This window comes from Ruminiclostridium herbifermentans, from assembly GCF_005473905.2.
Lineage (GTDB): Bacteria > Bacillota > Clostridia > Acetivibrionales > DSM-1351 > Ruminiclostridium > Ruminiclostridium herbifermentans.
The window spans coordinates 3,391,407-3,417,025 of sequence record NZ_CP061336.1; the positions used below are offsets into that span (position 1 = coordinate 3,391,407).

The 25,619-nt window shown below is 31.9% G+C and carries 12 protein-coding genes; 1 reads left to right on the forward strand and 11 read right to left on the reverse strand.

Translation table 11 applies throughout. From position 1 onward, the window contains the following. Positions 1-2 precede the first annotated feature (2 nt). The 10 genes from EHE19_RS13705 to EHE19_RS13750 all read right to left on the reverse strand — a co-directional run bounded on the left by EHE19_RS13705 (position 3) and on the right by EHE19_RS13750 (position 23,491). Positions 3-12,089 (reverse strand): non-ribosomal peptide synthetase, encoded by a 12,087-nt coding sequence (locus tag EHE19_RS13705; protein ID WP_137696683.1) that lies wholly within the window; start codon positions 12,087-12,089, stop codon positions 3-5. A gap of 374 nt (positions 12,090-12,463) precedes the next feature. Next, complete coding sequence (locus EHE19_RS13710) at positions 12,464-13,297, reverse strand: CPBP family intramembrane glutamic endopeptidase (RefSeq protein ID WP_137696684.1); 834 nt, start codon at positions 13,295-13,297, stop codon at positions 12,464-12,466. A gap of 719 nt (positions 13,298-14,016) precedes the next feature. After that, positions 14,017-14,826, reverse strand: coding sequence for a CPBP family intramembrane glutamic endopeptidase (locus tag EHE19_RS13715; RefSeq protein WP_137696685.1), 810 nt, complete (start codon positions 14,824-14,826; stop codon positions 14,017-14,019). An 882-nt stretch (positions 14,827-15,708) separates the two neighbouring features. Beyond that, positions 15,709-16,653, reverse strand: coding sequence for a tetratricopeptide repeat protein (locus EHE19_RS13720; protein ID WP_137696686.1), 945 nt, complete (start codon positions 16,651-16,653; stop codon positions 15,709-15,711). A 144-nt stretch (positions 16,654-16,797) separates the two neighbouring features. After that, a complete protein-coding gene (locus tag EHE19_RS13725; RefSeq protein ID WP_137696687.1) occupies positions 16,798-17,775 on the reverse strand; it encodes a phosphotransferase family protein in 978 nt (325 codons plus the stop codon). A 456-nt stretch (positions 17,776-18,231) separates the two neighbouring features. Further along, positions 18,232-19,788: a putative ABC exporter domain-containing protein gene (locus tag EHE19_RS13730; protein WP_137696688.1), complete on the reverse strand. Its 1,557-nt coding sequence runs from the start codon at positions 19,786-19,788 to the stop codon at positions 18,232-18,234. After that, on the reverse strand, positions 19,788-20,489 hold the full coding sequence (locus tag EHE19_RS13735; RefSeq protein ID WP_137696689.1) for an ABC transporter ATP-binding protein: 702 nt from the start codon (positions 20,487-20,489) through the stop codon (positions 19,788-19,790). The genes EHE19_RS13730 and EHE19_RS13735 overlap by 1 nt, the downstream gene beginning before the upstream one ends. A gap of 794 nt (positions 20,490-21,283) precedes the next feature. Further along, the gene (locus EHE19_RS13740) at positions 21,284-22,333 is read right to left on the reverse strand and encodes a type I phosphomannose isomerase catalytic subunit (RefSeq protein ID WP_137696690.1); all 1,050 of its coding nucleotides are present in this window, start codon (positions 22,331-22,333) and stop codon (positions 21,284-21,286) included. A gap of 310 nt (positions 22,334-22,643) precedes the next feature. Beyond that, positions 22,644-23,168: a DUF2812 domain-containing protein gene (locus tag EHE19_RS13745; protein WP_137696691.1), complete on the reverse strand. Its 525-nt coding sequence runs from the start codon at positions 23,166-23,168 to the stop codon at positions 22,644-22,646. After that, positions 23,168-23,491, reverse strand: a complete 324-nt coding sequence (locus tag EHE19_RS13750) for a PadR family transcriptional regulator (protein WP_137696692.1) — start codon at positions 23,489-23,491, stop codon at positions 23,168-23,170. The genes EHE19_RS13745 and EHE19_RS13750 overlap by 1 nt, the downstream gene beginning before the upstream one ends. A gap of 507 nt (positions 23,492-23,998) precedes the next feature. Between EHE19_RS13750 and EHE19_RS13755 the strand changes: the two genes are divergently transcribed. After that, positions 23,999-24,448 carry a hypothetical protein gene (locus EHE19_RS13755; protein WP_137696693.1) on the forward strand — a complete coding sequence of 150 codons (450 nt, stop codon included), beginning with the start codon at positions 23,999-24,001 and terminating at the stop codon, positions 24,446-24,448. Between the two features lie 266 nt (positions 24,449-24,714). Here the strand turns inward: EHE19_RS13755 and EHE19_RS13760 are convergent, their stop codons facing one another. Then, positions 24,715-25,572, reverse strand: coding sequence for an AraC family transcriptional regulator (locus tag EHE19_RS13760; RefSeq protein WP_137696694.1), 858 nt, complete (start codon positions 25,570-25,572; stop codon positions 24,715-24,717). Between the last annotated feature and the right edge of the window lie 47 nt (positions 25,573-25,619).

The window sequence follows — 25,619 nt, forward strand, 5'->3', positions numbered from 1 at the left end:
CCCTATTTTTTCTGCATTATCGCAGCATTTATAAATTTGATATAATTCTCACCTAGCTCTTTTATCTTTGCAGACTTCAAAATAGCATTATTGAAATCAAAATGTATAACTGGATATCCGTTAATTGTATTAAAATCAATTACTAAATCAAAGTAATCAAGATAGCTTGCTAAATTTGAATTATTATTTACATTAATAAACAGCAATATTTCATTATTTAATTTTTTAGTATTCATTGTGCTAATATTTCTTAATTGCAAAGTATCAGTGTCCATAGCAGCTTTAACTCTTTTTGCAAGTTCAGCCAACTGCTTCGCCCCAGAAGTATCTACTTTTACAGGGCACACTTCCTCTCCCTTTCCAATATTAAGGCAAACCACAGACTGTTTCGTAATTTGATGAAGAAGATGCACAAGTAATGCTATCAAAATGTGCTCAACCTCATAATCACTGCACCCTTCCAATCTCTTTATGATCTCATACATATCCTTCCTAAATTGATATCCAAAAGAAGATGCCACCGATTCAACCGATGCTTCGTTTTTAAAGTAATCAGCATTCAGAACAGTTTTAACAGGAGTTACACTTTTCCTGCTACTATTGCTGCTATCAATAAACTGAGCAAGGCTTGATATTGATGGGTTTGCAAACAGATCAGTTACCTTAATTCCGATTTTATACTCTTCTTCAAGCTTTGAATGCATACTTACAAGAAGAAGTGAATTCCCACCTAAGTCAAAGAAATTATCATTAATACCAACTGTATCAATGTTCAATAATTCCTTCCACAAAGCTTCTAACTTCTTCTCTGTTGCAGTATTTGCTGCTACGTACTCTGTACCGGTATTAATTTTGATTCCTTCAGGTTTTGGCAAAGCTTTTCTGTCCGCCTTTCCATTTGAAGAAAGAGGTATCTTGTCAAGCTTAATGAAATACGCTGGAATCATATATTCTGTTAAATTTTTAGTCAAAAATGCTCTTAATTCATTTACAGCAAGTTCCTCATCTGATACATAATATGCACATAAATACTTACTGCCATCTTTTTTGTCAAGTGCTGCTACCACCGCCTCCTTAATAGCAGTATGCTTCAATAGTTCTGCTTCTATCTCTCCTAGTTCTATTCTGTTTCCTCTGATTTTTACTTGGAAATCAAGTCTTCCAAGATACTGTATATTTCCATCAGGCATCCACTTTGCCAAATCACCTGATTTGTACATTAATGGATAATTTGTAATAGAGCTAAATGGATTAGGTACAAACTTTTCAGAGGTAAGCTGTTCTCTGTTCAAATAGCCCCTTGCCAATCCATCTCCAGCTATACACAATTCTCCCGGCACTCCAATAGGACAAAGCCTATTATTCTTGTCAATAACATAAAGGTGAATATTGTCTATTGGTTTTCCAATCGGAATCTCTTCATACTCCTTGTCTATTGAGCAATCAAAATAAGATACATCTATAGAAGCCTCTGTCGGTCCATACAAATTGTGCAGCTTCGTTCCGTTTTCTCTTAACAAAAGTCTGTTAAATCTCATAACCTGCTGTGCTCCTAATGCCTCTCCACTAGCAAATACCTGCTTTAACGACTTTAGCCTTTTTAAATCCACTTTTCCGTCTATATATTCTAAAAACATATTGAGCATTGAAGGTACAAAGTGCATAGTTGTTATTTTATGCTCTTCTATTGCTTGTACTATTGCCTCAGGATCCTTTTCTCCGCCCGGCTCTAAAAAGTGTACAGCTGCTCCGTTCAGTGCCCACCAAAATTGCTCCCACACTGATACATCAAAGGTATATGGTGTTTTTTGAAGAATTACATCTCCTTCACCAATAGGATACATTTTCTGCATCCAGTTAAGTCTGTTTATTAGTGAATAATGTTCTATAATAACACCCTTAGGAGTTCCTGTTGAACCAGAAGTATAAATTATATATGCAGGATTACGTGAATTATTTACACTTTCACAGTCTATAGCATTATCATGACTATATAAACTATCATCATTTAAATTAACTAGCTTTTCCTCAGATATAATGTCATGTTCAGTTATCAAGCTTATAAATTTTTCCTGAGTGAGCAACAGCACTGCTCCACTATCCTCAAGCATAAATTTTATTCTCTCAACTGGATTATCTGGATTTAATGGAAGGTATGCTGCTCCAGATTTCAAAATTGCCATTAACGCTGTACTCATATCCAGAGAACGTTCCATCAGCACAGCTACTATCTTTTCAGCACACGCTCCTTTTTCTCTTAAAGTATATGCAAGTTTATCAGACCTTTCATCAATTTCTCTGTAAGTCAGACTGCTGCTGCCAAAGGATACAGCTAATTTATTAGGTGTTCTTGCAGCCTGCTGTCTGAAAAGTCTGTTAATTGTTTCTTCCTTTGGATACTCTGCCTTCGTATCATTAAACACTTTTAATATCCTGTTTTTCTCCACATTAGAAACCATATCAATTTCTTCAATTCTCTTTTTAGGATTTAAAGCCACAGCTTCAAGTATTCTAATAAAGTGACCAGCCAAACGGATAATAGTTTCTTCTTTAAATAAAGAAGTACTATATTCAATATTCAGCCTTATATCCTCATTGTCTTCAACCGCTTCAATTGTCAAATCAAATTTTGAAACGTTGTTTTCAATATTGTATCCGCTAAACTTAAGCCCTTCTATTTCCATACTTGGAATTCCCATATTTTGCAGAACAAACATGGTATCAAATAGAGGATTTCTGCTTAAATCTTTATTGAGTTTTAGTTTATTCACCAATTCTTCAAAAGGGTAAGCCTCATTTTCAAATGCTTCTATTGATTTTTCTTTTACCTCAGCAAGAAACTCTTCTATAATCTTTTTGCCCTCTGGCTTATTTCTTATAGCAACTGTGTTTACAAACATTCCTATAATATTATCCAAATCAGCATGTTGTCTTCCCGCAGTTGGGCAACCTACAACAATATCCTCCTGGTCGGAATACTTAGAAAGTAATATATTGTAAGCTGCCAGCATTATCATATATAGTGTCAAGCCTGTGTTCTTTTCCAACTCTCTGACCTTCTCTACTACATCAGTTGGAATATTCATGGATATTTTCTTTCCATTAAATTTTTGAATTGTTGGCCTGATATAGTCAGTTGGCATATTAAGAACAGGTATATTGTCATTAAATTCATTGAGCCAATAAGCTTCTTGCTTTTTTAACTCACCCTTTTCAAATAGTTCATCCTGCCATTCACTATAATCCTTATATGTAATTTTAAGTTCATCTAAATTTTTATCTGTATATAAATCAACGAAGTCCTTAACTAAAATCACTGATGAAAATCCATCCGATACAATATGATGCATATCATACATCAATATATGCTTGTCCTTTGCCAATTTAATCAGCTGTACTCTAATAAGCGGAGCTTTACTGAGTTCAAAGGGTCTTACAAAAGCCCGTAATATTTCTGGAATCTCATCCTGTTGTGCTTCAAGTACATTAATATCAAAATCTGTTTCCTCATGTATAGTCTGTACAGGCTGACCGTCAATCATGTGGAAGGATGTTCTGAGAGTCTCATGCCTGTCAATCAGCTTTTTGAACGCAGTCTTAAATCTGACTAAATCAAGTTCACCTTCAATCATAAGCGCACCAGGCAAGTTATAAGCAGTCCCGCCATCTTCAATTTTATTGAGCAAATAAATTCTCTTTTGTGAAGGTGAAAGCTTATAATACTCTTTTGGAGTTACCTTTTTAATCTGCTTAAATTCCTTTTGTCCGTTGTTATTAATGTACTCAGCAATACTTCTGATTGTTGTAAGGCTGAAAATATCCCTTAATTTTATATCAACTCCAAATTCCTTATGAATCTTTGTTTCCAATACAGTTGCTTTTAAGGAATGTCCTCCTAATTCAAAGAAATCGTCATCTATACCCACTGATTCGACATTGAGTATCTCACCCCATAGTGATGCCAGCCTTTTCTCAACATCTGTTCTAGGCGGTACAAAATCTGTACCTGTATTTATTTTTATTCCCTCTGGTTTTGGTAAAGCTTTTCTATCCGCCTTTCCATTTGAAGAAAGTGGTATTTTATCAAGCCTCACGAAATATGACGGAATCATATATTCTGCCAAGTTTTTAGCTAAATGTGACCTTAGCATATTTACAGAAAGTTCTACATCTGAGACGTAATATGCACACAAGTACTTGCTTCCGTCTGTATGGTCGTTTGCTGCTACTACAGCCTCCTTGATGCTCTCATGCTTGAGAAGTTCTGATTCTATTTCCCCTAGTTCAATTCTATTGCCTCTAATTTTCACCTGAAAATCAAGTCTTCCAAGATACTGTATATTTCCGTCAGGCATCCACTTTGCCAAGTCACCAGATTTATACATCACCTTATAATTTGTATCTGCATAAAATGGATTATCAACAAATTTCTCAGCCTGAAGTTCCGCTCTGTTAAGATATCCTCTTGCAATACCATCACCTGCTATACATAATTCTCCCGGTACGCCTATAGGACAAAGCCTGTTATTTTTGTCTAATATATAAAGATTAATATTGTCTATTGGTTTTCCAATTGGAATTTCTTCGTATTCCATGCTTGTAGAACAATCAAAATAGGATACATCTATAGTTGCCTCTGTTGGTCCATATAGATTATGAAGTCTTGTTCCGTTCTCTGCTAATAAAAGTCTGTTAAACCTATTTACCTGCTGTGCTGCTAAGGCTTCTCCGCTGGCATATACCTGCTTTAAACTCTTTAGGCATTTTAAATCAGCTTTGCCATCAATGTACTCTAAGAATATATTCAGCATGGAAGGTACAAAATGCATAGTTGTAATTTTATGCTGCTCTATTGCTCTAGCTATTGCCTCAGGATCCTTTTCTCCGCCTGGCTCTAAAAAGTGTACTGCTGCTCCGTTTAGTGCCCACCAGAACTGCTCCCAAACAGATACGTCAAAGGTATACGGTGTCTTCTGCAGAATAATATCTCCTTCCCCAATTGGGTACATCTTCTGCATCCAGTTAAGTCTATTTACAAGAGAATAATGTTCAATAACAACTCCCTTTGGAATTCCTGTAGAGCCTGATGTATAAATCACATATGCAGCATTACGGGCATTGTTTACATTTTCTAAATCAGCATAATAGTCATTTGCATTAATAGAAGCTGAAATATTATCTTCACAGTAAATATTAGGGTCATTAAGATTAACTAATTTTTCTTCTGAAATAATATTAAACTCAGATATATTATTCAGAAATTTTTCCTGTGTAATTAAAAGCACTGCTCCGCTGTCCTTGAGCATAAATTTTATCCTATCTGTAGGATACTCAGGACTTATTGGTAAATATGCTGCTCCTGATTTTAGCACAGCAAAGAGAGCTACACTCATTGTAAGTGACCGCTCAATCATAACCGCAACTATTTTTTCAGCACATGCACCTTTCTTTCTAAGCATAACCGCTAGTGTATCCGATTTCTGGTCTAATTCTCTATAGGTTAAGAATTTATCACCATAGGATACAGCTAAAATATCAGGAGTTTTGAAAGCCTGCTGCCTGAAAAGATTATTTATTGTTTCTTCCTTTTGATATTCTGTCCTAGTGTTATTAAATCCCCTTAATATTTGATTTCTCTCAGCCTCAGACATCATATCCATTTCTTCAATTAATGTATTTGGATTTGATACTACTCTATTTAAAATATTTATAAAGTGCTGAGACATCCTATTTATAGTGTCATCTTTAAACAAATTTGTATTATACTCAATAAAACAGTCAAAACCGCCATCTTCAGCATTGTAAATATCAAGCTTTAAATCTAGCTTTGAAGTATTAGTTTTCAATTGGTACCTATCTATCTTTAAGTCCTTCATTTGCAGATTTAATTGATTTTCAAACTGGTTATGATAAATAAGCATAGTATCAAAAAATGGATTTCTTGACTTTTCAATTCTGCCGCTAAACTTTTCAACCATTAAATTGTAAGGATAATCTTGATTTTCATAAGCAGCGAAAATAGACTTGGTATTTGCTATTGCGCAGTCAATAAAGCGACTTTGACCTTCTACAGAAATCTTTATTGGTAAGAAATTATTAAACATTCCTACCATATTCAAAATATCAGGATGATTTCTGCCCGATACCAGCGAACCTATCATTATATCCTTTTGAGCAGTATATTTATTTATCATTACACCATAACAGGACATCAAAACAGAGTTCAAAGTAATGCCTTCCTTTGAAGCTATATCCTGTAATGCCAATGCTGTATTTTTATCAACTGTAAAATGTATACTATCTCCATCAAAAGTCCTTTTATCCGTCCTAATATAGTCACAAGGCATATTTAGCACTGGAATTTCTTCGCTTAGAACCTTTTCCCAATAAGCTTCCTGTTTTTTTGCCTTAGAGGATAAAAGGAATTTATTCTGCCACTGAGCAAAATCCTTATAATGAAGCTTTATTGGCTCTAGGCTCTCTCCATTATATAGCCTTTCAAATTCCTTCAAAATTGTCATTACCGATATACCATCAGATATTATATGATGCATATCTATTAGCAGCATATACTTGTACTCTGAGAACTTAACAATCTGTACTCGCAGCAAAGTTGATTTGCCTAAATCAAATGGACGCACAAAATTTTTAACAATGTCATCTGCGTTCTCCTCTAGGCCTTCACTCAAAACTATACTTAAATCTGTGTTTTCTGATATTTTCTGAACTGGTATTCCATCAACCATTTCAAAGTATGTACGTAATGCCTCATGCCTTTTTGCTATTGCTAAAAAGCTCTTCGAAGCACAATCTGTATCAAGCTGTCCCTCAATTTTCAGTGCAATAGGCATGTTGTAGCTTATACCTATTCCCTCAAACTGCTCTTGTACAAAAAGCCCTTTTTGTGAAGCTGTCAAAGAGTAGTATTCTTTCCCTTCAGCCTTTGTAACAGCCTGAAATTGTTTTTCCTCAGCTTCAGCTATAATATTTGAAATATTCCTTATTGTCTGGGCTTTATAAAATTCCCTAAATGGTATATCTTTATTAAATTCCTTATATATCCTTGATATTATAACAGCAGCCTTTATAGACTGTCCGCCAAGGTCTGAAAACTTTGCGTCTATGCTTATCCTATCAATTCCTAATATCTCAGTCCAAATTGCTTGAAGCCTTTGCTGAATGTCGTTTTCAGGTGGTATATATTTTGAAGTACTTGCTACAGCCTTTTCTATTCCAGGCAGCTTATTTTTATCAACCTTACCATTTGCATTGATAGGCAGCTTGTCCACTAGAATAAAATAATCAGGCACCATAAATTCAGGAAGTTTCTCAGATAAAAAGGCTTTAACATTGTCATATGAGAATTCACCCTCAAATTCTATGTATGCACAAAGATTTTTTCCGCCAATTTCATTTTCCACAATTGTTGCAAATACTTTATTTACACCATCAATTTCTGAAATTGTACTTTCCACTTCACTTAATTCTATTCTGAAGCCTCTTAGCTTTACCTGATTATCTATTCTATCTAAAAACTCTATATTCCCATCAGGCAGCCATTTAACAAGGTCACCTGTTCTGTACATACGGGTGTCCTCATATTCAAAATTGAATTGTTTATTTGAACAGAAGGGATTCTGTACAAACTTCTCAGCAGTAAGTTCAGGCCTGTTTAAATAGCCCTTTGCCAAGCCATCTCCGGAAATACAGAGTTCACCAGGTACACCAATAGGCTGAAGCTTATTATATTTATCAACAACAAACAGCATTGTATTTGTTATAGGCTTACCAATTGGAATAGAAACAGCATTACTGTCAACATTGTCTATATTATAATATGTTGCAAAAACTGTACTCTCAGTAGGACCGTATACATGCATAAGCTTTCCTGAGCCTAAAAATTCCAATGCCTTCTGAACATGGCGAACAGAAACCCTTTCCCCGCCAAAAAGAATTTTTCTTATATTTTTGAGGCTTTCCAGCTTAGTATCAACTAAAGTATTGAAAAGAGCCGTAGTTATAAAAAACAGTGTTACCCTATTCCGTTCTATCAATCTAGCAAGTGCATTCATGTCCAATAGCTTTTCCTTGTCTACCAAAACTAGCTTTGCCCCGTTCAGCAATGCGCCATAAATATCAAAGGTAGAGCCATCAAAAGCATAATTGGATAACTGAAGCAGTGTATCTTCAGCAGTAATATCTATATAGTTTGTGTTTTTAACAACTCTAGATATATTATAATGGGTTGTAATATTGCCTTTTGGCTTGCCAGTAGATCCTGATGTATACATAATATAGGCAGGGCTGTCAGAGGTTATTGCATAACCTAAATTTTCTCCATTTTCTTTTTGTGACTGCTCAAGTAAATCCTCTAAATCACAGATACCTGTTTTAGCACCCTCTGCCAACTCTAAAAGTTCTTTATGAGCAATCAGAATATCCGCATTAGAGTCCTCAAGCATATTTAAAACTCTATCCTTTGGATTTGCTGTATCTATAGGAAGATAACAGCAGCCTGCCTTTAAAACTGCAAGTATGGCAGTAATCATATCTATAGACCTATTAATTAAAAGTGCTGCAGTTCCATACTTGCTTAAGCCCTTTTCACATAGCGTTCTAGCAAGCTTATTGGCTCTTATATTCAATTCACTATATGTAATATAGTCATTTTCAAACACTACTGCAATTCTATCTGGATTTTCTATAACCTGTTGTTCAAACAGTTCTGATAATGTCTTTTCTTTTGGGAAATCAGTTTTTGATATATTAAAATCATTAAGTAACTGTATTTGCTCCTCATTTGAAGTAAGTTCTATTTCAGACAGCTTGATTTCTGGATTTTTGAGTATTTCTGAAATAATATTTACAAAATGGGAAGACATTCTTTCTATTGTTTTTGGGCTAAACAGAGCAGTTTTATACTCTAACTCAAACTCAACAGCTCCGTCTTTTTCTTCAGCCAGCAAGGTTATATCAAACTTAGATATACCCGTTTCATATTGATAACTATTAAACTTAAGTCCTTCAATATTAAATTCACCAAGTTCCATGTTTTGTACAGAAAACATTGTATCAAATAATGGATTCCTAGATGGGTCAACAGAAATATCAAGTTCTTCAATAAGCTTATCATATGGATAATTCTGATTTTTAAAAGCATCAAGAGAACTATTTCTTACGCTATCAAGAAATTCTATAAAAGTATTCTCGCCCTTTGGATAATTTCTCATTGCCAGGCTGTTTACAAACATACCTGCTACACTGGTTAATTCGGAACGGGGTCTTCCAATCACAGGTGAACCAACAACAATATCCTGCTGACCTGTGTATTTGTACAATAAAATATTATATGCAGCCAAAAGAATCATATAGCTAGTAGCATTTGTCCTTTGTGAAAGCTTATCAATTTCCTTTTTAACATCACTAGATAGCTTGAACCTTATTCTTTTTCCTTCATAAGATGGCTGTTTTGGTCTTTTATAATCTGTAGGCAAATTCAATACTGTTATTTCATCTGAAAATCTATCTAACCAGTATTTCTTTTGTATTTGAATATGTTCACTGCATAAGTATTCCTTTTCCCATACAGCATAGTCCTTATAATTAATATTTACTTTAGGCAAATTATTTCCCAGGTACAATTGAGAAAATTCTTTTATCAATATGCCCATTGTAGTTCCGTCAGAAATAATATGATGCATGTCAAACATAAGCAAATGCTTATCTTCATTAAATTTAACAAGTTCTACCCTCATTAGCGGAGCCTCTGTAAGATTGAAGGGTCTTATAAATTCTGAGGCTAATTTATCAATGTTTTCAATATCTCCACTATTACAAGACACAGTAAATTTAACGAACTCGTTAATCTTTTGTACCGGTTCCCCTTCAACAACGCAAAAAGATGTCCTTAAAGCCTCATGCCTATGAATTATTGTATTGAAAACTTTTTCAACCTTAGCAGCATCAAGCTTACCTTCAACCAGCATAAAGTATGGCAGATTATAATTTGTATTTGCCCCATCCATTTGGCTTAGAAGATACATTCTTTTTTGAGCAGCAGAAAGAGGATAAAACTCCCTCTTTTCAATTGGTTTTATGTAATCATATTCTCTTTTTTCAGAATTTTCTATTAGAGCAGATAACTCTTTAATTGTAGAAGCAACAAAAAAATCAGCCATTACAATTTCTGTATTAAATTCTTCATATATTTTATTTAATAACAGCGCACCCTTTAAAGAATTGCCTCCAAGTTCAAAGAAATCCTCATTTATACCCACAGCTTGCAGCTTAAGCAAATCCTTCCATATTTCAACCAGCTTTTGCTGAAGTTCATTTTCAGGGTTTTCAATTGTGCGGTTATTGCCATTTTCAAGAAAATACTGATTCAGTTCACTAACAGTATCTGAGAACTCACCTGCTAAATAGCTTTCACGAAGCTTAAATCTCTGAATTTTGCCACTAGTGGTTTTTGGTATTTTCTTAACAGGAATTACAAGCACCTCATTAAATCCAAGCTGCTTATTTAGTGCACTCTTTATTTCTAAAGCTTTTGGCACAAAGTCCTTTACACCCTTTTTGAATATAACAAATGCACATACCTGCTCTGTTTTTTCAGAAGCATTATATACCCCACAAACTGCCACAGTTCCAAGTTCTATTCCATCTAAATTATAAATAATTCTTTCTATATCATGGGCATAAAAATTCTGTCCATTAATAAAAATAATATCCTTTGCCCTGCCTGTTATAATTAAGCGACCGTTTTTAATAAAACCCAAGTCTCCTGTATTCAGCCATCCATCTTCACTTATTAATTCATTTGTCGCCACTTCGTTATTGTAATAGCCCTTTGTAACATTCTTTCCCTTTATATGGACGTAACCTAAATGCTCTTCACCTAAAACTTCATTATTGCTATTTAGAATTGCTACTGAACAATCCTTTACGGGATATCCCAAATCCACAAATGTAGTTCCTTCATTGGCAGTTCCTTCATTTGTAGTTCTCTCATTACCTGAAGCATATTCTATAAGTTCACCCAAATTAAGTGAACTTCTTTTTACATTATGGGTTAGTATTTGTTCATTTATTGGTGGGAATGTTACTGCCAAGCTAGCTTCAGCTAAGCCGTAAACGCAGAATAAAACATTTTTTTTGAGTCCAAAGCTGCTCATTTTATCCAAGAATACACTGCAAAGATGTGCATCTATTGGCTCAGCACCGTTGAAAATTAGTTTAACGCATGATAAATCCCAATTTTTATGTTCTTTAGTTTCTATGTGATCTAAAAGATATTTATATCCGAAGTTTGGAGATGACAGAATTGTTGCATTGTATTCAGCTACCTTGTCCATCCATAAAGAAGGCCTTCTAATAAACAGAGCAGTTGGCATAATATACTGATCAATGCAAGCATATATAGGTGCAAGGTGGAAACCTATTAATCCCATGTCATGGGTAAGTGGCATCCAGCTAAATGAAGAATCCTCCTGTGTGCATTTAGTTCCCTCTGCAATAGCATTAATATTAGTAAGTAAATTTTCATGAGAAAGTATAACACCCTTAGGGGTACCTGTTGAACCAGAAGAAAACTGCAAAAAAGCAGTGTGTTCAAGGTCAGCATCGAATATTTCCCCATACGTTTCACTAAGTTCCTGATTATCAAGCAGGATTATACTCTTCTCTATAGCTTCTATATCCTTTGCAAATTCACTTATGTTCTGCATATGAGTTTTAAATCTGTTATAAGCATTAGCTGTTGAAATCATATGCGGTGAAAGCAATGACTGCCATACTTTGATAACCTTTAGCCTATGTTCGTCATTGCCTCCCTGTGTCAATGGTACTGGTATAATCCCACCTAAAACACAAGCCCAGAATATATAAATAAAATCCTCATCATCATCTAATTGTAATATCAGTTGGTCTCCCGCTTTTAATCCATTATTTTGAAGCATAGCAAGAAACTTCTGTGCTTTTTCAAAAAGTTCTTTGTAGGTTAGATGGCTTATATCCTGTTCTCCATTTATAAATGTTATTCCCTTTTGTGTGAGTGATGCTCTTTTAAGAATGTCTGCAAGGCTTCTCATATATTTCCTCCATCAAACAGCTAATTTGGACTTGTTGAACGTTAGTAAACATGCAAAAATACAACCTCGCTGTAATAACATTAATGATTACATGTACGGGTTTTAATCTTTGCATTTAAAAGGAATATCATAAGTACAACTTAAATAAGCAGCTTGGCTTTTAATCCACTTATTAGTTGTCTTTTACATTTTCCAAATATGTTTCTCATCGTTAAGTTAGTCCAAATTAAGTATTTTTTATGAAATTTTTATAGAAATGATTTAACTCCTGTAAAATCTATAAAAAGTCTTATATATTGTTAAATTGCTGTCCAACACTAATTAGAAATATAAAGACCTAATATATAATGCTTTTGCTAATTTTCAACTATTTATTAATTTACTGATATGTCTTGGCTTCTGTCAATTGTATTAGTCATTTGAGACTTTTGTTTCCAAAGATAATAGCAACCACTTACTATCATAACAATACTAAATAGGAATACCGGAATCATATAAATATCTCCGACATCACTTATAACACTCTCGATACCTAGCCTTCTAGAAACAAGCACTCCCAAGGTTGCAACAATATCAATCACATATACTGCAAGTAGTGAGTTTACTTGAATATAAACAAAAGTATACAATAGAGCGGCTACAAAACAGAAAGTCATAAGTGGAATATCCATGAATATTACACCGTATAAAAGTGAAGATATCAATACAGATGGTATTAATGGAATTGATTCTTTGAGTTCATTAAAGATTAATCCTCTAAATAAGAACTCTTCAAGAAGTGGTCCGATGATTACTGCCGTTAAAATACCGATAATTAAAGAACTGCTTTCATAGTTAAAGGATAGTAAATTATCAAATTGAGGAAAAGCTTTATCTATAAATGATATGTTTATTATAGAAGTATTAAAAATTAATGCACCTAATCCAATATAAATAGCTATTAAAGTATCCTTAAAGCTTATTTTTTTGAATCTTATATACTCTAAAATACTTTTATTTTTAATTGGTTTAGTTATTAATATATAAATTAAAATGGAAATTAAATATGTAGCCATTAAAGGTAAATGCGGATTTTCCCCGATTACTTCTCTAAATGATTCAATCTCCCAAAGGGAAGAATGATAAAATGTAAACTCCATTGATTTCATTACAGCAATATGTATCAGTATGTATAAGATTACTAAGCCAAAAGATTTTAAATACTTCATAACTATTATACCTCCAAAAATCACCTGATATTTTTATATCATATTATATTATGTAGTTGTATTCATACACTGGAATTTAATATGTTTTATTGGGTCCGAGTTATAAGTGTTATTTATAGCAATATCAGTTCAAAATTAACAATAGTGTGTTGCACTAAACAACTTTAAGTAATTGTTTTAATTACAATTATTTATTCTCAGTGTTTCAGACACTTTTTAATTCATCAAAAATAATGTAATAGAGTACCTAAGTACTAGATAAATATCTCAACTGTTTTAGACAATAATATTTAATCTCATTTTTTATATGGTATGGTTTTAACTTAACATGTTATTGATACCTATTTTATGATATTTGCAGGACAAACTGTAATCTTTAATAAACTCAGCATAAATATAAGCTTAAAGCAAAATTAGTGCTAGCTTTATGGTATTTTTCTGTGCAAACCTACCTAGATGGTACACTCACAAGATATTTGTTAATTTTAAATTGGTTCAATATAATAAATTGTACCGCCTACATTCAGCACTTTTGCTTCATTTTCATGTTAAAACCTACTTTTGTATGCTTACGGTAAAATCAACTATTCTTCTACCTCTAAGTTCTAACAAATATCTTAAGTTAATCATCTACTTATCAGTTGTACTGGCTTATATGTAACAAGCAGTAATAGTTTACCTGCAAACTAAATTAAAATAATTTAGCTAACAAAGATAACTTAATTAGTTAACGATTTAGAATCTTGTATGAAATTACTTCTTTGTTTATTGCTGTATAATAAAAATAGAGCAATACCTATAATAGCGGTACTTAAAATAAGTCCAAGCACTCTAAATCCTTCAAAAAAGTCTCCTGAAACATTTAAAATGAAGTATACACATATGTTATTTGTAGCCTGAGCGATATAAGGAGCCCAAAGGGTTTTGGTTGTGAAATATACGAGAATAACTACTATGTTTCCTAGTATTCCAAATATCGTTAAAGGTGGGTCGAAATTAAAGAATAAAGCACCATATATTATTGCATCTAATAGAATTGCAAATATTAATGGCATTGCTTTTGACAATTCATTAAAAATAAGACCTCTAAACAACATTTCTTTAAAGAATGTGCCTATTATAACAAATCCTGCGAAAACCAGCAGGTTACTGTCATAAATATATTCTATTAATTCGCTGAATTTAGAAATTTGCTTTATGAAGGTAAGACCTAAAAAATTAACTAGAAATATTCCCATTCCAATACCTGTTAAAGTACTTAAAGCAGCACTACGGATGTTTATGCGTTTAACCTGTGTAACCTCTAAAATACTCTGCTTTTTTACCAAATAAATTAATACTGCAAATATTGGAATTGCACATACATCATTTAAAACTACAAGCCCTAGTTGATTTTCGCTAACCCATTCACCAATTATAGCATTATTCTTCAACACATCATACCATAAATAAACTACGGATTTGAAAATCGCAAAGTAAGCAAGTATGTAAAGTAAATTCAAACCCAACATCTTACAGAATTTTTTCATATCTCCTCCACATATATTTTATTTTTACACAGAAACAACATATTTACCAAATAGCATTAACAAGTTAATTATACATACAAGCCCTATAATTGTCAATCAGTGTAATAATATATTTTTGAAATATATTGTATTTTTTCTATTTATTTACTTTTTGAAAATCATGTAACAATCCCTAAAAATCACTATTTTCAATAGCATTCAGGATTTTTGTCTCGATATATAACCAAAGCTATTCTAAGTTTAAATATTAATCACCTTCGATTATTGTTGTTTTTTGGCATCAATTGATTTGAATTTGCAATTTAGAATTGGATTATAAACACAATACATGACATAAACTTCTTACGCCTTAGAATAAAATATGTTAAAGTCAATTTATATTGTCTCAAGACAACTCCCTTAACTCATTTTTATAGCTGGCAGGATTTAATTTGTTCTCAAATAGTTATTGTAAAATTCTTAAAATTCTCAAAAATTTCCCAAATGGTTTCCAACAAATGTTTGGAGCGAACTACTTATCCCTTCGACAAAATCACTTTGTAATTACTCTGAATATTTTAATAACTACCTTATAAATATAATTATAGTCTTCGACAAATAGCTTTGTAATTACTTTGCTCTGCTTTTAAGCTTAGAAGTGGCTTCCCTTATCAATCCCAAGTATTGTAACTTACTTTTTGTAATTCTAATGATTAGTCTAAATAATAGAAATGGATTAGATGAACTTAAAACATATAGATTCCTATATGATAAAAAATGATATTTTATCACATAGGCTTTAAATAGCAATTGACTTAATAAAGAGAGATACAATTCATTTTTGACTGAGAATTGAGAATAATTGATGACAGATTTGATTTTTGTAACCTAATATTTTTACTTTCAGTTTTCTATTGAATATTCAAACAAATTTCTATATTGCTCTAAGCTTTTTAGTGGCTCAAGTTCCTTATCATCTTTCATATATTCTTCAAGTTCCTTGCTCAAACTAACAGCTTTAACTAAATCACAAATTGCCTGTTCAAACTTTTCTTGATGCACATAAAAGCAAGCTCTATTATAAAATAAAAATGAAGAGTTTGGGCAGTTATTTGTGCCCTTTGATATTATTTCTATAGCTTTCTCATAGTCATTTTGCTCTACATATATAATAGATAAATTTAAATATGTATATGGATACTTCTCATTCTGTTCCATTGATTTAACATAATACTCTATTGCTTTATTTGAATATCCAAGTTTATTCATAATAACACCGGCATTAAACAATGCCCTGTAATTATCTGGCTCAAGCTTCAAACCTTTTCTTATCGAAGCTAAGGCCTTATCATATTTGCCTAAATCTTCATAAACGGCAGCAAGATTATTATATGCCCAAAAGTGGTCTGGCTCTAATTCGATAGCCTTTTCGTAATATTCTGCTGCTGTTTCCTTTTCACCACTTTCATCTAATACATTAGCTAGAAAAAAATATGCTTCAACATACTCCGGATCTATTTCAATAGCACGTTTATATGAGAAAATAGCATTAGTGTAATCCTTCTTGTCATCATAAATAATTGCCATTCCATAGTGCGCCCTAGCCTCTAATGGATTTATTTCAACTATCTTTTCATATAACAATAGCGCTTCATCTTTTCTTCCTAATATATCAAGATTTACAGCTATATCTAACAATATCCCTATAAAATCGACATTTAAACTTTTCTTTATATATATATCTAATGCTTTATTATAAATTTTTATTGAAAACTTAGGAATTATATCAACTAATAAGCCAGCAATAAAATATAAAACTTTGTAATACTTTAAATATGAAATAGTCATTATATTCTGCATAAATATTAATACAACTTCTCCAATACATTTAATGTCTAACAGTTTACTTTTTTGTTACATAATGCTATAGTATATTTTACTATTGTTTGTAACATATTGTCAATAAACATATTTTTTTCTTATTTGCTAAAGTCAACCAGTATAGTTCATTAATTCATCCAATGCATCAAGAAGCTGCTTCCTTGCCCATTTATCACAATTCTCCCACGGGTATCTTCTGTAAGAGCATTCAATAACCATTATCAAGAATAAATAGATGCTATACATTATTGAGCGAACTTTCTCATCTTCTTCTAGGTATGACCTGCCAATAAAGCTATTCATAAAAGCAGTATCATGTAAAAGAAAACCACATACAGGTTCTAATAAAATATCCCCATAAATAGCCCGTTCAAAGTCAAGGATGCCCGTGATTTCAGGATTTTGGGGATTAACAAAAATATTTCCTTTCCACAAATCCTTATGCACTAAGGAGGCTTCCTCAACCTTATCCAAAATGTCACTATACTTCTTAATTAAATTGTAAATGGTATTATAATCGTAAGGTAATTTCACTCTAATATCTTTAGCATCATCTAATAATTCCTTTATCATAAATAAGAAGGTCTCACTCCATGTGCTAAATTGCTTTTCCTTTTTTGAAATATCACCAAAAAAATCAGATTTAATACCAGTAATCTGCTTAACGTATTTTCCAAGTTCTGAAGAAATGGAATTTCGTTGCGCCTCATTTAGTTCATCATATATATTGTCAAGAGGCGTTCCTTCAATATATTCCATGAAAAAATACTCATTTTCAATAATGTCCCTATCACCATCATAATATAAGACCTTTGCAACAGGCACATTTACTGAAGAACTTAATTTCTTCAAAACTTCTATTTCATTTTCCATTATATCTTTTTCGTATCTCATTACTTTTACATGCTTTGGAGGCGACACTTTTAATACTATTTTGCGACTCCCCTCTATAGTCAAACAATAGGCTGTATTAAAAAAACCTTCTTTTATTTCTTTTATTTTATTTATCGCTGTATTCTCTCCGAATGCCTTTTTGACTATACTAACTATATTTTCATTCGAAATATTTGTTTTTGTTATACTGCTCATGCGTATTTACTCCTAATCAAAGAAAGTTAATTTTTTACATTATTAACAGATGTCTATTTTAATAATACTACAATTCATATGTTAATAATACTAATCAATAACAAATTGCATAAATATTTTGTATAAAAACATACTTTTTTAGGTAAACACCTGAACTAAATTATTTTAAAACAAAAGCAGAAGAATTCAATATCTCTTCACAGCAATAAACTTTCTACTTTTTGGGCAAATTTCTACTTTTTGGGCAAATATTTTTAATATATACTTTTCCTATTTTATCAAGAGAAATAGTATAATATTTCGTACAAAATAATAGACCCATGGAGGTACAAATTTCTACCATCTTGAGTCTAATTAAGTTGCAAAGTTAATAGCAATTATTAAGATATCATACATCCTTAATAATAATTGCTATTTTACAATAAATACATATATGTGTCAAATAGGAAAAGCACATTAATCCATTATTTCGCTATTCTCAAAAATCCCTCTGCTTAAAAAAGCAAGCAAAGTACTAGTAAGCAAATTAGTCAGCAATAAGCATGCTGCTGTAACTAACATATTAGGTATATCATTTAATACAAATGAAACTACAACTATTACTACAATAGCAGGAATAAAGGTAGCTAAAGCAAAACACATTCTCATAAAGGTTACTGCTACAGCATTAGCACTAGGCCCAATCATTCTATATGTTAACACTTCTGCAAATATAAATAAAACAACAAAACTCGCAAATATCAACAAATAACCTATTAAATTTACAGGTTCTAGTTTATAAACTAAACCAGCTATAGTAATTGAGATTACTCCACTTATTAAAGTTTTAGTTAGTCCTGGCAAAATTGATACAATCAGCTTACTGAATGAAGATGCTGGAATTAAAAACACATATGGTTTCTTAAACTCCCTATGCCAGGAGTCATTTAATGACATAGTTAATGAACTAAATCCAATCATCATCATGACAAAATAAAAATCAAGCCCAAATATTACTCCAAAAGCTAGATAAATAAGTCCCATATACAATTCCCTGTATCTAGCTCCAAGACTTAATTTATTACTTTCAAGTTTCTGTCTTGAATAAATAGCACCTGCTCCTAAGCTAAACTCCACATTTGAAGCTTTTTTCTTTAGTTTAGCTACAGATCTGACATCGACATTTCCATTTGCCTTCTTGTCATCTAATAGCTTTTGAAGATTGATTGAGTCTTCTAAAGTCTTTTCATAAAAATCAGTTTTAGTATTGTATAATGCTATGCACAATATAACATTAACAAAAACTAGCAATGCCACAGCTGGAATAAAACCAAATAAGATATTTTCAGTGAGCAAGGAACTTATGGCCCATTTTGCCCAACCAAATAGCGGAAATAGATTATATAAATAATGTGTGAATAGTCTCTGTGAAGTCTGTTTTAAATCAAAGCTTGTAATAATAAATAAAACCACGAACACAAGCACTAAAACTCCAATTAAGGTCAAAAATATTATCCTTGCATTCTTTTTAAAACCTGGTTTCTCTATATCTAAAATATAGAAATAGTAATAGGACAGATATATACAGCCAAATAAAAGACTGATAACAAGCAAAACTACTATAAATTTGGGTACTGTAAGCGCAGCTCCTAATATATACGGAAAGTAAAAGCAAATAAAAAGTGCGGTCAAAACAGAAACAGGAGCTGTTGAAATTAATATGTAGGCTAGTACAGTCCTCTTCTCAAAGGGTCCTGAAAACAGAAAATTTGCATCTGCCATTGTTAAAATGCCAGTATCTCTTGAAAGAAAAGAATTGTATAAAATAACCCCTATCAACAAAATTATGCCTGCCATAATAGTTTCTGAAAATACACCGTCAGCAGCCTGCCGTTTTGCTATAAATGATAAAACAAAAGAAGATCCTAATCCAAATACTGCAACTACTGTAATAATAGTAGAAACTACACTGGAAAAGGCACGTTTAATTTTATTTATATAGTGTCTTTTGAGCAAATACAATATTGCCTCCATTAAGCTTCAGCCCCCTCAGTAAGTTCAAAGAACATTTTTTTCAAATCTCCGCCCTCAAGCTGATCTTTTGTGACTTCGCATATAATTTTCCCCTTATTCATGATGTAGGCTCTGTCCCACACATCGTTAATTGTATCAATAATATGGGTGCTTACAAAAACACTCTTTCCACTAGCTTTAAGTTCCTCAAAAATACTCAGAACTTCATTAATAGCCTTTGGATCCAGTCCAACCAAAGGTTCATCAAAAAGTACAGCCTTTGGATCTGTTAACAGCGCTAAAGCAATGCTCAACTTCTGTGTCATTCCTTTTGATAACTCACGTACATATTTATCCTTTTTATCATAAATTTCAAGTCTTTCGAAAATAACTTTAATTTTGTCTTTCCAATCATTATTTAGCTTGTACGCTTTGGCTATAAACTCTGCATGCTCCCAAGGAGTCAACAGTTCATACAAGGCTGGTGTTTCAGGTATGTAACCAAATATCCTTTTTGCATCTATTGTTTTATTAGGAAATTCGCATATAGTTATCTCACCTTCAAATTTCAATAAACCAGCTATACTCTTAATGGTGGTTGATTTACCAGCACCATTAGGTCCTAATAATATTGTAATTTCACCCGGTTTTGCAGTAAGTGATATGTTATCTACTGCCTTAATCTTTTTGTATTCCTTTGTTAAGTTTTTCACTGAAATCATTTTATTTTTGTTCCTCCAATTTATTGTTTATTGTGATTAACTCATCCCAATTTAAGTCATGCTAAAGCACAGTCTATATTTCTAGTTGCTCATTTGCATAAACATTTATTAATAAACACACCATGAGAGCCATAAACCAAGAAAAACATAAAAATTCACGCTTAAATATTTTATCATATATGGTTTAAATTGTATATTAAGTATGCTTAAAGCCGTTTTATTTCCAAAACACATATACAACTAAAAAATAAAATTCATTTCTTATTTAAATTGCATTCACCCAAACTTATAAAGGTTTGACTCAAAAATACCTAGAAATTATAGCTAGTACTTACATGGTGCCATTTCGAATTATGAGTTCATCGATACTTTAAGCTGCCTTCCACATTCACCATCCATAGTACATTAGTATTTTATGGTCTGCTGCAAAACAAGAATTATATAATCAACAGTATAGTGTTTATTAATACACCTGTAAAGTATACTCCATGCACGTTCCCCAAATTAGCACTGAAATAATTTGGGTGAAGAACAAGTACTTCCGCCAACTATATAACCAAAGCATCTAGTCTTTATTAATACTCCCAGTTACTTACTTCCGCTATGTTGGCTATATTATTTGCTCTTCACCTACTATTTTTAGTATCAATTCCTAACCTAGCTTCGCAATTATATGTATTGCTACTGCGTAACATTTCTTATGAAAATCCTCAATATCATAAGTTGTTGTTTTGTAAAAGCCTCTATTATCAAATTAAAATAATGTAATCCAGTACAGCAAACAGTTAAATATTCTAATGATTTAACACACGATAAATGTCCTCATTCTTGCACCCAGCCTTTCTCATAGGCTCTACAATATCTTTAACAAAGTCAGGGACATAGGTTTTTAAAGCTTTAAATGTTCCCGCCATCTTATACTCATTTAGCATAGCAGGCAAAAAAATAGTCTCTCCAGCCTTAAAATCAACCGTCATTTTCTCAGTTTCTATAACTCCATTACCTTCAATACATATAAACACATAGAACTTGCTGCCATCACAAATTTCAGAGACACTCCCATCTACATCATATCTCTCACAGGCAAAAAACTTGTTTGCTAAAAAAATTGTCTTATTACAGGTTTCATTTATTTTAATATCTACGCCTTCACACTTGATATTTTTGAAATTTGTATCAAATTTAATTACATCCATAGCCTTTTCCAATTGTAAAGGACGTTTGGCACCATTTTTGTCAACTCTGTTATAATCATAAACTCTATATGTTGTATCTGAACTCTGCTGTATCTCCGCAATTACTATCCCAGCCCCAATTGCATGAACCAATCCAGCTGGTATATTGATAACATCTCCAGGTTTAACCTCTATATTCTGAAGGCAATCTTCTATTCTATTTTCTCTAATTGCATTGTCAAACTCTTTTTTTGTTACACCCGGTTTAAGACCTGCCACAAGCTTTGCCTCTGGCTTTACGTCCATTATATACCACATTTCATTTTTTCCTAAGCCTCCCTCGTACACTGCTGCATAGTTATCTTCACAATGCACTTGTACAGAAAGCTTGTCATTTGCATCTATAAGTTTTATTAATAGCGGTATTTCCTCACAATTGACAGGGAAATTTTTACCTAGAATATTTATAGAATCATTTTTAATTATCTCCGGAAGGGTTTTTCCTGCATGTTCACCATTTGCAATTACACTAACACCATTTTTATGACAAGAAAGTTCCCAGCTTTCTGCAACAGTACCATCTGGAAGCTCTCTGTTTAACTTTTCGAAGTAACGACCACCCCAAAGGTAATCCTTATAAACCGGCTTTAGCTTTATTGGATAATACATGTCGCTCTCCCATGTAATAAGTGCCAAGAGAATAACATTACATTCTTTCAGACTTATTATACAGCATATCATTTCCTAAGACCATTATATGCAAGACCTAACATAGTGGCAACACGTAATAAATGTATGTTTTTCCAATTATACCACTAATTACTTTGGTATTTATTATTGTATTTCCAATATTTTATACACTTTTTAGCACAATACCAATATTCCACAGTCAATTAATACATTTATTTTTCCACATTACTTCTAATTATTTTTCATCTATTGTAATATTACTTATTTATTTTTCATCTATGAACTTTTATTATATGTTTTTATTCTTAAATTTGTGTATTTGCAGTGACAAATTAGTAATTGAAAATGTAAAGAAGGCAAGTACAAACGCAGTTAAAAAACCTACTTGAGCTATAATATCATTACTTGGAAATTTAATTGCACTATAAATTAGTTTTCCTAGAAAAATAAATTCTAGCAAAAGACCGCCAATCATTATTCTCAACAATTTTTTGTTTCTAGCTATAAGAGCATCAAAATCAGTATATAGTTCTGGTCTCTCATCTTCATACTGCTTTCTTAATACATACCACCCCATACCAATTTGATTTATCTTCCAACCAGCATCATTAATTATTGATATATACTCAGGTGTCAATTTATCCTGATAATCAATGCAATATCTAGCTTTAGTTGGAGTACAATTTTCGAAATAAAAAACCACTCCTTTAAATTTTGTTTTAACCAACCTCAAGCCACTATTCTCCATACTTTCAAGCCAACTTTCTATTTTTTCATAATTCCATGCCCACCACCACTTAAATATCCTAATCATTATAATCCCTCCAATATACTATGACCATTTTTACATAGTTCATCAATTCTTCTTAATTCCTCTTCTAAAAGCCAAACTCCATCATCGGTCAGCTTGTATAATTTTCTTCTGTCCTCTTCACCTGCCGATACAATTAGGTTATCCTTTTCAAACTTTGTGAGAGTACCATATATTGTCCCTGCCCCTAAAGTAATTCTGTTTTTTGTAATTTCTTTTACATATAGAATTATCCCATAACCATGTCTCGGCTTTTTTAGTGATAGCAATATATAATATGCTGACTCACTCATTGGTAAATATGATTTTTTTAGTTGTTCTTTCACCTTAACCTCCTCTCCCCTATTTAGGTATAAAATTTTGTAAAGACTTCTACGGGTCTCGTCTAATTAATAGTCAGTTCCTTTAGTAAAATTTTAAAATCCGCTAAAATGGTTTTCCTGCTTGAAAAAGCAGATTGCTCAATTTACAAAAAGCTACTCATTGTTTCATGCTATGTGAAAAATGCCATGAATACAGTAATATAAACTCATCATTTTTCAAACCGATAGCCTCTACACCTTATTTTTAATGTAATTCTAGATTTTTCTCTAAGTACACATTACATTATGTATACAATTTTCCTATAACACAAATACTATATCACATTATGATATATCACAAGACGATTATATCACACCTTGATATATCATTTCAAGATATATTTTCCCTTTTTATTAAATCATTTTGCCCATTCAAAAATTAAGTTTTTGAATTTCTAGTCTAATAAAAAGCAACATATAAACCGATATAGTATGTATAAAAATTCCGAAGAATGTAAAGGAGCACTTACTATGGAAGTATATGAATTAATGCAATACCTACAACAGACTCAAGACTATATCGAATATTCCTTCTACAAAAATTCATCTGAAATTATGGAAGCCATAATGAAAAATGGATTAGACAAAGTATTAAATATAATATCTATTCACGAAAAACAAAAAGGCTTTTTTGAATGCTCAAGTACTTGGGAGGTAGATGCTAGCACCTGTTATAGCAAATTTATTACAATAAATTTATCAGGTGAAATGATATTTATAACAGAAGTTTTAGATAATAGCAATACTTCTTCAGACTCTTCAAACTCTAAAAGTCATATAGAAAACATATTTGGAGCTACTACGTTTGATATTGATGTTCAAAAAGAGTATGGTGAGATAATAAGTCTATTAAAAAGCAAGCCTCTTAATAGTATTGAAAAAAATATCCTGACAAAAGTTGTTGCTGCTTTTTTTAGATAACATTTAATAAGCATGTTCTAATGTATATAGTTTAAAAAAGTTCAAAGCATAGATGATTGTCTTTTTTTATAAACCTTCTCTGAAATATCTAGCAGTTAATATTCCAGTTCAATTGATTATGTTTGAAGATTATGTTAATAAATCAACTTTCCAAGTTATAATTACTAGTATAGTGACTTATCAATGGAAAGTTGATTTTATTGCATAGATGTATTAAAGCAAATTATTAAATCAAAAGTTTTATATTTTTGACTATTTCTTAAAGACTATTCCTTAAAAATGCTTTGTGAATACTTTTTAGGCGAAACCCCAAACATTTTTGAAAAAGCTCTTGAAAAACTGGAATAATCGTTAAATCCACATTTGCTTGCTGCATCAGCAGGTGATAATCCCTCATTGATGTAAGCAGCGCATTTTTGCATCCTCTTAAAATTAACATAATTATGTATTGTACAGCCTGTATTTGCCTTAAATTTATGCATCAAATAATATTTGTTAATATAAAACATTTTAGACAGCATATCAATACTTAAATCAGAGTCTAAATTAGCATTTATGTATTTAATAATATTTTGGATTTGTTCATCAAATTTTACTTCAACTTCCTCTACATGTCCGCCTGGTTTCATCTGAAGTCTATTAATATATATAATAAATTCCAAAAATAATGCATTACATAAAATCCTAGTTCCAAATTGAACACCATTTTCTTCTAATTCAATTTTAGTAAGTATGGCCTTAATTGTATTTATGGAATGTTTATAAAGTCTTAGTAAATGTCTGTTTTCTCTTGCTAATTTAAAGCAGGTTAAAAGATCATCTTCCTCATTGCCATGTTGTCTCAAAAAATCATCATTAATCCAAAGAACTATTCTCTCATATTCTTCATCAGGCTCAACTATGGGCTTATGTACTTGATTTCTCGGAACAAAAAGTATATCCCAAGGCATTAACTTATATGACTTCCCTTCAATATTGTAAATTACATTTCCAGATAAAAATATTATTATTTTATTGAATTCATGGTAGTGAAACTCAAATTGAAAATCACTCCTGTCTTTTAAGTGAAAAAATTTATAGTCATTATTCAATTGTCCTCTTTTAACACCTTGTTCAATAAACATTTTTCACCTCAACAAAATAATATTTAATTCTTAAACCAGTTCATATA